Annotated in this window: 15 protein-coding genes and 1 riboswitch; of the genes, 12 read left to right on the forward strand and 3 right to left on the reverse strand. The window is 40.1% G+C overall.

Features of this window, described 5'->3' with window-relative positions:
- Window positions 1-93 precede the first annotated feature (93 nt).
- The gene (locus tag AC0KTX_RS08075; RefSeq protein WP_474251705.1) at window positions 94-585 is read right to left on the reverse strand and encodes an inorganic diphosphatase; all 492 of its coding nucleotides are present in this window, start codon (window positions 583-585) and stop codon (window positions 94-96) included.
- 129 nt (window positions 586-714) lie between these two features.
- Window positions 715-862: riboswitch (FMN riboswitch) on the forward strand.
- Window positions 863-1,009: 147 nt separating this feature from the next.
- Here AC0KTX_RS08075 and AC0KTX_RS08080 point away from each other — a divergent pair.
- A complete protein-coding gene (locus AC0KTX_RS08080) occupies window positions 1,010-1,591 on the forward strand; it encodes an ECF transporter S component (protein WP_474251760.1) in 582 nt (193 codons plus the stop codon).
- A 48-nt stretch (window positions 1,592-1,639) separates the two neighbouring features.
- On the opposite strand, the gene AC0KTX_RS08085 is transcribed toward AC0KTX_RS08080, so the two are convergent.
- The gene (locus tag AC0KTX_RS08085; protein ID WP_474251706.1) at window positions 1,640-1,888 is read right to left on the reverse strand and encodes a 4Fe-4S domain-containing protein; all 249 of its coding nucleotides are present in this window, start codon (window positions 1,886-1,888) and stop codon (window positions 1,640-1,642) included.
- Window positions 1,889-2,164: 276 nt separating this feature from the next.
- On the opposite strand from AC0KTX_RS08085, the gene AC0KTX_RS08090 reads away from it, so the two are divergent.
- From AC0KTX_RS08090 to AC0KTX_RS08125, 8 genes are all read left to right on the forward strand, one after another.
- Window positions 2,165-3,241 (forward strand): YpbB family protein, encoded by a 1,077-nt coding sequence (locus AC0KTX_RS08090; RefSeq protein ID WP_474251707.1) that lies wholly within the window; start codon window positions 2,165-2,167, stop codon window positions 3,239-3,241.
- Window positions 3,238-4,734: a RecQ family ATP-dependent DNA helicase gene (locus tag AC0KTX_RS08095; protein ID WP_474251708.1), complete on the forward strand. Its 1,497-nt coding sequence runs from the start codon at window positions 3,238-3,240 to the stop codon at window positions 4,732-4,734. The genes AC0KTX_RS08090 and AC0KTX_RS08095 overlap by 4 nt, the downstream gene beginning before the upstream one ends.
- Complete coding sequence (locus tag AC0KTX_RS08100) at window positions 4,700-5,338, forward strand: lysostaphin resistance A-like protein (protein ID WP_474251709.1); 639 nt, start codon at window positions 4,700-4,702, stop codon at window positions 5,336-5,338. The genes AC0KTX_RS08095 and AC0KTX_RS08100 overlap by 35 nt, the downstream gene beginning before the upstream one ends.
- Window positions 5,335-5,991 carry a LysM peptidoglycan-binding domain-containing protein gene (locus AC0KTX_RS08105; RefSeq protein WP_474251710.1) on the forward strand — a complete coding sequence of 219 codons (657 nt, stop codon included), beginning with the start codon at window positions 5,335-5,337 and terminating at the stop codon, window positions 5,989-5,991. The genes AC0KTX_RS08100 and AC0KTX_RS08105 overlap by 4 nt, the downstream gene beginning before the upstream one ends.
- Before the next feature lie 82 nt (window positions 5,992-6,073).
- Window positions 6,074-6,526, forward strand: coding sequence for a DUF2663 family protein (locus tag AC0KTX_RS08110; RefSeq protein WP_474251711.1), 453 nt, complete (start codon window positions 6,074-6,076; stop codon window positions 6,524-6,526).
- Window positions 6,527-6,662: 136 nt separating this feature from the next.
- The gene (locus tag AC0KTX_RS08115; protein WP_474251712.1) at window positions 6,663-7,244 is read left to right on the forward strand and encodes a genetic competence negative regulator; all 582 of its coding nucleotides are present in this window, start codon (window positions 6,663-6,665) and stop codon (window positions 7,242-7,244) included.
- 172 nt (window positions 7,245-7,416) lie between these two features.
- Window positions 7,417-8,673 (forward strand): Glu/Leu/Phe/Val family dehydrogenase, encoded by a 1,257-nt coding sequence (locus AC0KTX_RS08120; RefSeq protein ID WP_474251713.1) that lies wholly within the window; start codon window positions 7,417-7,419, stop codon window positions 8,671-8,673.
- A gap of 81 nt (window positions 8,674-8,754) precedes the next feature.
- On the forward strand, window positions 8,755-9,723 hold the full coding sequence (locus AC0KTX_RS08125) for a YpdA family putative bacillithiol disulfide reductase (RefSeq protein ID WP_474251714.1): 969 nt from the start codon (window positions 8,755-8,757) through the stop codon (window positions 9,721-9,723).
- Window positions 9,724-9,838: 115 nt separating this feature from the next.
- Here the strand turns inward: AC0KTX_RS08125 and AC0KTX_RS08130 are convergent, their stop codons facing one another.
- A complete protein-coding gene (locus AC0KTX_RS08130; RefSeq protein WP_474251715.1) occupies window positions 9,839-10,807 on the reverse strand; it encodes an asparaginase in 969 nt (322 codons plus the stop codon).
- Between the two features lie 112 nt (window positions 10,808-10,919).
- On the opposite strand from AC0KTX_RS08130, the gene prsW reads away from it, so the two are divergent.
- From prsW to ypeB, 3 genes are all read left to right on the forward strand, one after another.
- Window positions 10,920-11,591: a glutamic-type intramembrane protease PrsW gene (gene prsW / locus AC0KTX_RS08135; protein ID WP_474251716.1), complete on the forward strand. Its 672-nt coding sequence runs from the start codon at window positions 10,920-10,922 to the stop codon at window positions 11,589-11,591.
- A gap of 93 nt (window positions 11,592-11,684) precedes the next feature.
- The gene (gene sleB, locus AC0KTX_RS08140) at window positions 11,685-12,677 is read left to right on the forward strand and encodes a spore cortex-lytic enzyme (protein ID WP_474251717.1); all 993 of its coding nucleotides are present in this window, start codon (window positions 11,685-11,687) and stop codon (window positions 12,675-12,677) included.
- A gap of 14 nt (window positions 12,678-12,691) precedes the next feature.
- On the forward strand, window positions 12,692-14,035 hold the full coding sequence (gene ypeB, locus AC0KTX_RS08145) for a germination protein YpeB (protein WP_474251718.1): 1,344 nt from the start codon (window positions 12,692-12,694) through the stop codon (window positions 14,033-14,035).
- Window positions 14,036-14,043: the final 8 nt, after the last annotated feature.

The following is a 14,043-nucleotide window of genomic DNA, read 5'->3' on the forward strand; positions in this document are numbered from 1 at the left end:
ATCGATGTTGTCAAGGACAAAAACTTTACAGTTGAAACCGTTTACGATACGCAAAAAGAGAGTTGTTTCATAGGAAACAGCTCTCTTTTCCCGTCAATTTTTTTCATTATAGCGGGCGATGCATTCATCAATTAATTTTGAAGCCGCTTCTGGCCCTTCCCAAGTTCCGATTTCAGTTGTTTTTCCTTCCAGATCTTTGTAGCGTTCAAAGAAATGGGCAATTTCTTTTAATTTATGCTGAGGCACATCATCGATCGATTGAATGTCAGCAAAACGAGGATCATCAGCAGGAACACCGATCAATTTTGCATCTTCTTCACCGCTGTCGATCATGTTTAAATAGCCGATAACTCTGGTTTTAATGACACATCCAGGGAAGGTTGGATTTGTGACAAGAACAAGAATGTCAAGAGGATCGCCGTCAAGCGCCAACGTGTTTTCCAAAAAACCGTACTCTGCCGGATAAAACATTGGCGAATAAAGAACGCGGTCAAGCTTGAAGACGCCTTTTTCTTTATCATATTCATATTTGTTCTGGCTTCCCGTCGGAATTTCGATAAATGCTTCGACTACTTTATTTGCCATTCATCAAATCCTCCTTTTTTATGTATGCCTTTTTATTATAGAGGATGTCTAACATATTGGCAATTGAAGATACAAACAAAAAGCTTTCATTTTCAACGGCTTTTTTATATAATGAACGTAAAAAACATGATTCATCTTCGGGGCAGGGTGAAATTCCCGACCGGCGGTGATAAAGCATTTGCTTTTAAGCCCGTGACCCGTATTGGCGTTATGCTTTTACGGTGGATCTGGTGAGAATCCAGAGCCGACAGTATAGTCTGGATGGGAGAAGATGAGGGTTCTGACGTTTCAAAAAACAGCATTGAAACGTTTATTTGTCCTGCTCAAATTCTCCCTCTACAACTCGGTAGAGGGTTTTTTATTTGCAGCAGGAATGGAACCTTCCTTCTTTTCACAGATGGATCAGGAAAAGGAGAGAGGGAAAATGATTAAATCCAATGCGTTCAAATTCGTTTTTGTCGGAATGCTGAGCGGCGTCTCATATTTGCTGATGTCGCTGAATTTTCCGCTTCCCGGCTTGCCGGCCTTTTTAAAAATTGATTTCAGCGAAATTCCGGCAATGTTGGCGGCCGTTTTGTTGGGACCAATTGCCGGGTTATTCGTTGAAGCGATCAAAAATACGCTTCATTATGTCATACAAGGAAGCGCTGCGGGAATACCGATTGATCAATTGGCTAATTTCTTGGCAGGTATTTTTTTTATATTGCCGTTTGCTTTTATTTTCCGCAAATTTTATTCAATGAAGGGGATGTTGGCTGGTTTTGCAGCCGGCACATTGACGATGGCGATCATGATGAGTTTTTTAAATTACTTTTTCATTTTGCCGGCTTACACGTTCTTTTTAAACATGCCGCAAATGTCCATTGCCGAAGTTAGACAATTAATCATTGCCGGAATTCTGCCATTTAATTTAATCAAAGGGGTTATGATTGGCGTTGTCTTTTTCATGATTTACTATCGGCTGAAAGAATGGATTCATCATAAATTTCACATGCAAAATGCTTAAAACATAAACAGCCCGCGAGATTTTGTCCCGCGGGCTTTTGTTTATGTTTTATTCGAATTTTAATGGATCACCGTCAAAAGGTTCATCCGCAATTTTAATTGAATCGGTTGGGCATCCTTCATAGGCATCCATTAAATCTTCTTCTAATACCTCAGGAACTTCGACAGTTCCTTGGTTATCATCTAATATTACATAGGCAATTCCATCATCGTCGTAATCATAAATATCCGGAGCTGCAGCCCCGCAAGCCCCGCAGGCAATGCATGTATCTTTGTCGACAATTGTATATTTTGGCATTGTGAAACCTCCTGTAATGTATCAAAAATTTTATTCTTGGAAAGACGGAAACAGTATATTTTCCATCCAATGGGAGTCCTTGCAATAAAAGTGGAATGCCGTTAACGGAATACCATATCTTTATTGTAAGACGGAATATCAACAATTTCAATAAAAAACGGCGAAAAAAACATACTATTTCTATAGAATTACCTTGCAAAGAAAAGACGACATATTTTCACCTAATATCCACGAAAATTTGATAAAATAAAACAAAGAAACGAATGATGTCAAAAAATGCAAGGTGATGGAATGAATGCTAATTATTTGGAAGCAATTGTTCTTTATTGTCTACGACAATTCAGGCTGGAACGATCGAAAGCAGCAATCTTTCATTTATTGAAAGGGAAAAAATCATCGCAAACGATTCAAGACAGCTTTTTGTTCGATTTGCCGAACTTTTTTGGCATTTGTCCGCAATTGCAAAAGCTTTCATTTGAAAAAATACTTCATCGCCTTGAGAGCCAAAGTTGGATACAACGAATAACAGATGAATTTTACCAAATAACGGATAATGGAGAACAGCTTCTTAAAACAGTTTTAGCTGAAAAACCCATCCCACCAGCATTAAACGGAAAGATATACAATGAAATTGGCTACATCTTTTGGCTGCGGCTTTCTTTGTTTGTTCAAACAATTTCTCATTTAGTATATAACAATTCAAAATTCTTACCAATTACCAATAGCGATAAGCTGAAACAATTTGTGAAATCCTATATTTTTCAGTTGAATATGCCAAAGCAAACGCTTGGAAAAGAGACTTATGCTGAGCTTGAACAGTTGCTTGGAAAAATGGGAGAAAAAGAGGCGCTGCTTGTCTTCAATCGCTTTCCCGGTTATCAAAAAAAAGGGGTGACCTTTGAACAACTTGCTATTGCATTGGACGAAGATTCTTTTTATTTAAGGCTTGTTTTTCAAAGCGCCGTTTTGCAAATGATGCAATATTTGAGGAATGATCCGAATCAATTTAACGTGCTTTCTGGACTTTTAAAAGGGTTGTCAAAACATTATCCTTTAACCGCCTCAGCCGAAAAAACGTTTGATCTGTTGAAAAAAGGCTTAAGCATAGAAGAGATAGCGTTGGCCAGACGATTGAAAAGGAATACAATTGAAGATCATATCGTTGAAATCGCCTTAAATGTACCTCATTTTCACTTTGAACAATTTATGAAACAAGAGGATTTGCAAAAAATCAGGGAAACGATCATAAAATTAAAAACAAATAAATTGAAATCAGTCAAAGAATTTTTAAAAAATGAATACACCTATTTTCAAATTCGGCTGGCAATGGCGTCAATGAGGAGGCAGACATGACAGAAGAGCTGTACTCGGTGTTAAAGGAGAAATTTGGATACCACGAATTCAAAACCGGACAAAAGGAAATTATTTTAGAAGCAATCAATGGGAACGATGTTTTAGCCATGCTTCCGACGGGTGGGGGAAAATCGTTATGTTATCAGCTGCCTGGCTATTTTTTGGACGGGGCTGTCGTCATTGTCTCCCCTTTATTGTCTTTAATGCAGGATCAAGTGCAGCAGCTGAAAATGTCCGGGGAAAAACGGGTGATTGCCCTCAACAGTTTTTTATCACCAAATGAAAAAACAAGAGCGCTTAAACAGCTCAGCCATTTTAAATTTATTTATCTCTCGCCGGAAATGTTCAAATCGAAAGCCGTGTTAACGTCATTGACGAAAATTGACATTTCCCTATTTGTTGTCGATGAAGCCCACTGCATCTCCCAATGGGGGCACGACTTCCGCCCGGATTATTCGAAACTTGGAGAGATAAGGGAGCTTCTTGGTTCACCTCCTTGTTTAGCGTTAACCGCCACAGCGACAAAGGAAGTATTGAATGATATTCAAACCTGTTTGAGTTTGCAAAATGCCAAATATTTTATCCGCTCGATTGACAGGCCAAACGTGGCACTAGCTGTTGAACGCTTTAACAGCCAAGAAGAAAAGTTAAAGAAGCTGCTTGAATGGTTGAAACTGTTGGAAGGCCCGGGCATCATCTATTGTTCCACAAGGGCTTGGGCGGAAGAGATCGCCAAGAGGATTTCCGGAAGCCGAATCCAAGCGGCTGCCTATTATCACGGCGGATTGGATTACGAAGATCGGATGTTTATTCAAGAGCAGTTTTTACATAACGATCTTTCTGTGATTGCAGCTACCAATGCCTTTGGCATGGGAATAAATAAAAAAGATGTCAGGTTTGTCATTCATTTTCATTTTCCTTCGCAAATGGAATCTTATGTCCAGGAAATTGGCCGTGCGGGCAGAGATGGTGAACAAAGCATTGCCGTCACGCTCTATGCTGACGGAGATGAATGGTTCCCTAAGCAAATGATATACTCAGAATTTCCAGATAAGAAGCTGATTGGCGAAGTTGTACGACATATACGATGGAAAAACGGCTTTGATCTTGATGAAAAAGAGCGGCTGCAGATGGGATTGACGGAAACGCAATGGAGATTTTTGGTCCATCAATTCGATAAACTGGACAAAAATGATCTGGATTGGAAGGACGAGCGGCTGTTTCAGTATTTGTCGCAAAAAATTGATGAGCGAATTCAGTTGAAACTTAAGAAATTAAAGGTAATGGAAGATTATCTTCATGCGAATGAATGCCGCAGGAAGTGTATATTGCGCTATTTTCAAGAAACGGAAATTCAGCCGGTTCCCGTTTGCTGTGATTATTGCGGGTTGGACAAAGAGATTTTTGCAAGGAAAAGGAAAATTGCTGAAAAGCCGATTATTTATTGGGATTGGAAGAATGAACTACAAAAAATATTCCGGCAAAGCGGGTGACGGCATGTTTAGAAGGCAGGAAGAACTCATTAAAACAATGACGGAGAAAGAGCTTCTTTGGAATCTGTTGATCACGCAATCGTTGATCCTCCTAGCTTTTATAATACTCAGCTTTATTTTTTTCGACCATGGAGGGGAGTTTTTGCGTTTTTGGCAGTTTGATGTTTATGAAATCGTTGTTTTTGGTGGATTGACCGCATGTTTTGTCATTATCATTGATTTTATCCTTATGAAATTTGCCAATAAACAGTTGTACGATGACGGCGGCATTAATGAAAAACTGTTTCAAAACCGGAGTTTGTTTGCGATTTTTTCGATCACTCTTTTAGTAGCTTTTACGGAAGAGTTGCTGTTTCGCGGCTTGTTGCAAACCGAATTAGGTATTTTTTGGGCAAGCATTATTTTTGCCTTGCTGCATTTTCGTTATCTATCCAAATGGTTGTTGTTGATTATGGTGCTGTTTGTCAGTTTTTTGCTCGGATGTCTGTTTGAGGCTACTGAAAACTTGCTTGCAGTCATAATGGCGCATTTTCTCATCGATTTCATCTCTGCGCTGGAAATCCGCTATTCATTATTTCATAATCGTTCAGATGGATGGGAGTGACAACAAAGAAGATGACCTTTCAATATAACCGGGATCAGGCGGATAGTTTAAGGGAAAAAATATTGGATGAAATAAAAGAAAGAACCGGAACATATCCTTCACGCAGCGAAGTTCACAAAAAAAGGCGGAAACAAAAAAGAAAAATGAAATATCCGCTTTTGCGCTTTCTCACCTTTCTATTTATATTAGTTCCGATTGTTGTTCTTATATTGACATATTATTTTGAGCAAAAGCGATTGCACCCAGGTGGAGTGAATCCTTCTGATTACGACGCTGTTATTATTGAACATCATAAAGGAAATGCCGAGAAGCCCGCAGACCAACCGAATTCTTCGGTAGATGATGTGGATAAAGAAGGGGAAGAAAAAAACGATCCAGAGGAGACGAAAAGTGAAAGCGAACAAAAGGAAGATCACACCTCGCTTCAGAACAAACGTGATGATGGGGCAGAAGGAGAGATGACAGACGAAAGCGGGCGGGTCATCACCCATGTTGTGCAGCCAAATGAGACCCTGTATAAAATTTCTATGAAATATTACCAAACTCGAGAAGGCGAACAACTTATTAGAAAATGGAATAATCTTCAAGGGAATGAAATTTATGTTGGTCAAGTTTTGAAAATCCCTCTTGACAATGAGCGACACGCCAACTAATTCAAGATTGATTTTGGATGATGGCTCATATTTCCTCTTGTTGCTGCATAACTTGTACAAAAACCATGGGGGATTTTCTCGAATGGAGCAGCAAATTGAAAAATTGCCATTTACAGATCAGCCGACAAAACAAATGCTTCAGTCACTTGTAGAAAGAAAAAGAAAACATGAAACATATAAACAGAAGCTCATCTTTTTCCAATTGTTAACAGTGACTGAAGCGGTGCTGTTTTTGACCTGTTTTTATTTAATCGTACACACGAAGAATGGCGCGGATCCGTCATTATTTTTATTTTATTTCTTTCAGCCCGGAAATGTTCCGGCTGTTTTGTTGCTAGGCGGAAGTTTCGCAACTTGCCTTTTTTTGAAGAGAAAGGAAGAAAAGGCCGAAAAGGAATTCCATGAATTAAGATGTGAAATTATTGACAAAAGCACAGATTTATGGAAGAATCCGGTTGAATGGCAGCATCGCGACAAAGTTTTTGCGATCATGAAGAAAGAATATCATATAAATCTGTATTACAAGGCAAAATAAAAAATGGACGTTTTTTGCCGATATGAATGGCTTGTCTTCCTTCCTTATTCATTGTAAACTGTTTACTAACTAACGAACCATATTGCGATTGCCACATACAATATCGTATGACGGTTAGACGGCAGGAGGGAAGAGGATGCGGCTCGAGCGTCTCGACCATAATAAAATAAAGATTTTTTTAACATTAGACGATTTAGCTGATCGAGGGTTGACGAAAGAAGATTTATGGAAAAACAGTTTGAAAGTTCACCAGCTTTTTCGGGAAATGATCAATGAGGCGAGTGAAGAACTTGATTTCCATGCGAATGGTTCCATAGCTGTCGAAGTCTACTCTCTAAAAGCGCAAGGAATGGTCATCATCGTCACGAAAACGAATGATGATTTAAACGAGGATGAATTTGCGGATGAATATATTGAGATGCAAGTGAAAGTCGATGAGCATCAAGAAGTACTGTATGAATTTTCAGATTTCGAAGACGTCCTCAATCTTGCGAAAGTTCTTCGCCGTTTTCACATTGCCAACGGAACTTTGTACGTTTATCAAAATCGCTATTACTTATTGTTGAATGAAAGCGAACAAATGGAAGTGGAGCAGTTGATCGCGATTTTGGCCGAATATGGATCTCCTACACATATGACGATCTACAGGCTTCATGAATATGGCAAATTGCTGATGGATGGAGATGCGATTGAGCAGCTAAACCGTTATTTTCAATAACGAGCGGTTTAAAACCGCTTGTTTTCTTTATTATTCATAAGGATGATGGCAAATTTTTTTGGAGTTTGATTGACATAAATGATTGCATTAATTTTTGGAAAGTGTATACTAAGTCTTGAAAGGCGGATATTAACTTGCTTTTTTTAAAGAACATGTAGGAGGTTTACTTAATATGGTAGCCGAAAGCAATGAAAATCACGATATGCTAAAAGCTACGCAAACAGTAATACATAAGGCGTTAGGAAAGCTTGGATATCCAGATGAAGTCTATGAGTTGTTAAAAGAACCAATTCGTATGTTGACTGTAAAAATTCCCGTTCGCATGGATGACGGTTCTGTAAAGATATTTACAGGCTACCGGGCTCAACATAATGATGCTGTTGGGCCGACAAAAGGAGGAATTCGTTTTCATCCTAATGTAACAGAAAATGAGGTTAAAGCGCTTTCGATTTGGATGAGCCTCAAATGCGGGATTATTGATATACCATATGGGGGCGGGAAAGGCGGCATCGTCTGCGATCCCCGAGACATGTCATTTAGGGAACTGGAAAGGTTAAGCCGCGGCTATGTAAGGGCCATTAGCCAAATTGTCGGGCCGACGAAAGATATTCCGGCACCAGATGTATTTACCAATTCGCAAATTATGGCATGGATGATGGATGAATACAGCCGCATTGACGAATTTAACTCGCCTGGGTTTATTACCGGCAAGCCGCTTGTGCTGGGCGGCTCGCACGGCCGTGAATCAGCGACGGCAAAAGGTGTGACCATTTGCATTCGCGAAGCGGCGAAAAAGCGCGGAATCTCTTTGCAAGGCGCCCGCGTGGTCGTTCAAGGGTTTGGCAATGCAGGAAGCTATTTGGCCAAATTCATGCATGATGCCGGCGCGAAAGTGATTGGCATTTCGGACGCCTATGGCGGATTGTATGATCCGGACGGACTTGATATTGACTATTTACTGGATAGACGCGACAGCTTCGGTACGGTGACGAAATTGTTTAGTGATACCATCACAAACAAAGAATTGCTGGAGCTTGATTGTGATATTCTTGTCCCGGCGGCAATTGAAAACCAAATTACAGAAAAAAATGCCCATCATATTCGTGCGCAAATTGTCGTAGAAGCAGCCAATGGACCGACAACAATGGAAGCTACGAAAATTTTGACTGACAGGGGGATTTTGCTCGTTCCTGACGTGCTTGCAAGTGCCGGCGGTGTTACGGTATCATACTTTGAATGGGTGCAAAATAATCAAGGTTATTATTGGACGGAAGAAGAAGTGGAAGAAAAACTGGAAAAAATGATGGTCAAAGCTTTCAACACCGTGTATGAAACAGCTCAAAACAGACGTGTGGATATGCGTCTAGCGGCTTATATGGTTGGAGTAAGAAAAATGGCAGAAGCTTGCCGATATCGCGGCTGGGTATAATATTTGCATCGGTAAAACATTTCCCCTATGATAAATAGGGGAATTTGCTTTGTTTGGGAACGAAAGTAGGGGTGATGATCCATGAAAGAAGAAAAAGTAGTAATTGTCGGCGGAGGGCCGTGCGGACTGTCTGCAGCGATTGAGTTGAAAGAAGTGGGGTTGAATCCGTTAATTATTGAAAAAGGAAATATTGTGAATTCCATTTATCGCTTTCCAACCCACCAAACTTTTTTCAGTACGGCGGATAAGCTTGAAATTGGCGGCGTTCCTTTCATTACTGAAAATCGAAAACCCGTGCGGAATCAAGCTCTCGCATATTACCGTGAAGTGGTCAAACGAAAAAACCTGCGCATTCATGCGTTTGAAAAAGTAGAGAAAGTTGAAAAAAAAGAAGACGGAACATTTATCATTACGACTTCGAGAGACCTTTACCGCTCAGCCTTTGTGATTATAGCCACAGGCTATTATGACAATCCGAATTATATGAACGTTCCGGGGGAAGACCTTCCACATGTTTTTCATTATTTTAAAGAAGCCCATCCTTTTTTTGATAAAGATGTTGTTGTGATTGGCGGAAAAAACTCAAGCGTCGACGCAGCTTTAGAACTTCATAAAGCCGGTGCAAGGGTGACCGTTTTATATCGTGGTGGCGAATATTCGCCTAGTATTAAACCGTGGGTTTTGCCGGAATTTGATTCCCTTGTCAGAAAAGGGCTTGTCAAAATGGAATTTCATTCGGTTGTGAAAGAGATAAAAGAGGATCATCTCACATATGTGGTCAATGGAGCGGAAGAAAAAACAATTCCGTGCGACTTTGTCTTTGCAATGACTGGTTATCATCCGGATCATGATTTTTTAAAGAAAATGGGAGTGGAAATCGACGAACAAACGGGCAGGCCTCATTTTAACGAAGAAACGATGGAAACAAACATAAAGGGCATTTTTATTGCTGGAGTTATAGCCGCTGGAAATGACGCAAACGAAATTTTTATTGAGAACGGCCGGTTCCACGGCGGTTTAATAGCGAATGAAATTGCGAAGCGGATTTAAGGTCAGATTTCTGTACATCTGGCCTTTTTTTTGACCTGAACAGGATCGCTGCCGGCCTTATTTGTTGTAAAAAAGGCGGCGTCCTGTCTTAAGGGATACTTTTATATATAAAACATCAATTTTCAAACATTTTGGCAATCTTTTGCATTTTTGTCGTTTTTTCTAAACAAATCAGCAGCTTGATTCTCGCTTTTTGCCCGTTTAAACCGTTCGAAAAAATCGCACCGATCTCTTTTAAATGTTTTCCTCCCCCTTCATAATCGTAAACATCTTGGACAGTCCCGTTGAAGCATCTTGAGACAATGACAATTGGAACATTTTTGGAAATAAATGATTTAATGCCTGGGATTAAAGCAGGGGGCAAATTTCCTTGTCCTAAAGCTTCGATGACAATCCCGTCGGGGTTTATTTTTTCCGCAGCTTCCAACATCTTGCCATCCATCCCTGCATACGCTTTGAAAAGGAGGACTTGTTTTGTGATAGAGTGAACAGAAAAATGTTCTCTCTTTAATGGTTTGTGATGGAAAGCAACGTAAGATTTGTTCACGATGCCTATCGGGCCGTATTGCGGACTTTGAAATGTGGCGACATTGCTTGTATGTGTTTTTGTGACATTTTTGGCCGTATGGATTTCATCGTTCATCACCACCAATACCCCTAGTTCTTTTGCTAAATCAGATGAAGCAACTTTTATCGCGGATAGCACATTATATAGACCGTCAGATCCCAATTCATTGCTTGAACGCATCGCACCAGTCACAATGATCGGAATCGGAAGGTTGATGGTTAAATCTAAGAAATAAGCCGTTTCCTCGAGCGTATCAGTACCGTGTGTAATCACAACTCCATCGATCTTTTCCTCTTTCGCCGCACTTTCAATGGAATTTTTGATTTTAAGCATTTCATGCAAGGTTATATGTGGAGACGGTAAATGAAACAATTCTTGCACAACCGTTTCTACCCCTTCGATCGCCAATGGGAATTCGCGGAGAGGATGAATGTTGCGAAGTTGAACAGCACCTGTTTTTTCATCTTCCTGCATAGAAATCGTTCCCCCGGTGTGTAAAATCAGAATTTTCTTCATTGGCTTACCAGCTCCTTCATTGTTTTCAACAACATTTTTGTGAAGTAGATTTTCAATTTTTCTTATCCATGTTACCATTTAAATGAGATATTGTGGAAAAGAGGCAATCGTCATGTTCGTAATCATAGCAGCGGGTATTGCGCCTGGTCTTGCGATTCTTTCTTATTTTTATTTAAAAGATCAATACGGTATGGAACCACTTTATTTGGTCATCCGATCATTTATTTTTGGAGCGTTGCTCGTTTTCCCGATCATGTTTGTTCAATATGTTCTTGAAACAGAAAACGTTTTTCCATCACCTATATTGCAAGCGTTTATTGGATCGAGTTTGCTGGAGGAATTTTTTAAATGGTTTATTTTTTACGTCACAATATATACTCATTTCCATTTTGATGAACATTATGACGGAATTGTGTACGGTGTTTCCATTTCGCTCGGATTTGCAACATTGGAAAACATTTTATATTTAATTGCAAACGGCGTTCAGTTTGCATTCGGGCGTGCGCTTTTCCCCGTGCCGAGCCATGCATTGTTTGGGGTCATCATGGGCTATTATTTAGGGAAATGCAAATTTTCCAATCGTAAAGTGAAGTGGAAATGGCTCTTTTTTTCGATTTTCATCCCTTTTCTTTTGCACGGCGTTTACAACTATATTTTGTTATCAAATGAAGATTGGAAGTTTTGGGTAACGCCGTTTATGGTGTTTTTATGGTGGTTCGGCCTGCATAAAGCAAAGAAGGCGCGTATGATATACAAAAAAAGCTTCGAAACGTTTTCAGGATAAACGTGTTCCCGGCCTTAAGCCGGGTTTTCTTTTTGTGCATAAAATGCAGCTTATTACAAAAAATACTTGTAACAATCAACTGGGAGGAGGACGATGATGAAAAGGAAAAGCAAGGCGAAGCTTCTGCTCGCAAACGTTTTTGGATTTATTGTATTCCTGTTTCTTTCAATTGACAATGTCCATGTTCATGCTTTCAGCGAACAAGTGATACAACGAGGCGCAACCGGCGATGATGTCATTGAACTGCAAGCGAGGCTGCAATATAACGGATATTATCACGGAAAAATAGACGGAGTATATGGATGGAGCACTTACTGGGCTGTTCGAAACTTTCAAAACAATTTCGGACTCAAAGAGGTGGATGGTTTAGTCGGCCCAGAAACAAAACAAAAACTGTTGGATACGACAAAATATTATCAATCGTTTGTACACAGGCAAATTCGCAAAGGACGGGACTTTACTCACTATGGCGGTGTCCCGCTTCGCATTCAAACAGGACCTTCCGAAGAACAGCGTGCAAAATGGAGAAAACAAGCGGAAGCAAGGCAGAAAGCAATTGGAAAACAAAACGTTGGAACGCAATGGCAACAGCGTCAGCAGCCAAACAAGCCATTTGCACAAAAGCCAGAGCCTAAAAAACGGCAAGGACCGAAACAACAAGCACCGCAGAAAACAAGAACCGCACAAAAAGGCGCTATGCAGCCAATGGCAGTGAATATGCCCGGAGGCTTTTCCCAAAATGATTTGAATCTTTTGGCAAATGCTGTTTACGGAGAAGCGCGCGGTGAACCATACATTGGGCAAGTAGCAGTTGCGGCTGTAATCTTAAACCGCCTTAACAGCCCTACATTTCCAAATACTGTGGCTGGCGTTATTTTTGAACCAGGAGCTTTTACGGCTGTAAGTGACGGCCAAATATGGATGACTCCGAATGAAACCGCCAAAAAAGCGGTTCTGGATGCCATTAACGGATGGGATCCGACAGAGGAGGCGCTCTATTACTTCAATCCTAATACAGCGACAAACCCTTGGATTTGGTCAAGGCCGCAAATAAAGAAAATCGGCAAACATATTTTCTGTGAATAGTGAGGTGAATCGAAATGCTTCGCGGAATCATCATTGCAATCTTGGCTGTCGCAGCCATTGGAACAGGTTATTGGGGATATAAAGAACATCAGGAAAAAAACGCTGTATTAATTCATGCTGAAAACAATTATCAACGTGCTTTCCACGATCTAACCTATCAAATTGACCAGCTTCATGATAAAATTGGCGAAACGCTCGCAATGAATTCAAGGAAGTCGCTGTCGCCGGCATTGGCGGATGTATGGAGAATTGCGTCAGAGGCGCATAATGATGTCGGACAACTTCCGTTAACTCTTTTACCTTTCAATAAAACCGAAGAGTTTTTATCGAATATCGGTGATTTCAGCTATAAAACAGCTGTGAGAGATTTAAATGCCAAACCAATGACAAAAGATGAGTACGAGACATTGCAAAAATTGTATAAAAACTCAGAAAGTATTCAAAATGAACTGAGGAAAGTTCAACATCTCATTTTAAAAAATAATTTGCGCTGGATGGATGTCGAACTGGCGTTGGCTTCAGGCCAAAAACAAATGGACAACACGATTATTGACGGCTTTAAAACCGTAGAAAAAAATGTGGAAGGATACGATGAAACAGATTTCGGAACGACTTTTACGGCATTGCAGAAACCGAAGAAAGGGTTCGAGCATTTAACCGGTAAGGAAGTAACCATACAAGAAGCACAAAAAATAGCGCAACGTTTTGCTCCAAGAAACGTCGAACGAATGGATGTGACGGAGAACGGAAAAGGATCTAATATTGGATTTTATAGTTTCACCATGCATGATAAAGGAAACAAACACGATGTTTACATGGATATAGCGAAAAAAGGCGGTCATTTAATCTATTTATTGCACAACAGGGATATTCAAGATCAAAAAATCAGCCTAAACGATGCCTCCAACAAAGCAGTTAAGTTTTTGAACAAACTGGGGTTCCGTGATCTCGAGCTTTTTGAAAGTGCTCAATATGATAACATTGGGGTTTTTACATTTGTTTCCAATTATCAAGGAGTTCGGTTGTATCCGGATGCCGTTCGTTTAAAAGTTGCTTTGGATAATGGCGAAATCGTCGGTTATTCCGGCCGAGATTATTTATCGGCCCACAGGAAGCGAAACATCCCGAAACCGGCAGTTGCAAAAGAGCAAGCAAAAAAAGCGATCAATACGAGTGTCGATGTAAAAGAAGATCGTTTGGCGCTTATTGAAAACGATTCAGGTGAAGAAGTGCTATGTTACGAATTTTTAGGAACAATCGATCAAGATACTTATCGTATTTTTATTAATGCCATGGACGGAACCGAAGAAAAAGTGGAAAAATTAAAAAATGCCGAACCAATTTTTAGAGAAATATAAAGATTAAG

This window comes from Aeribacillus sp. JST-2 (assembly GCF_056032925.1).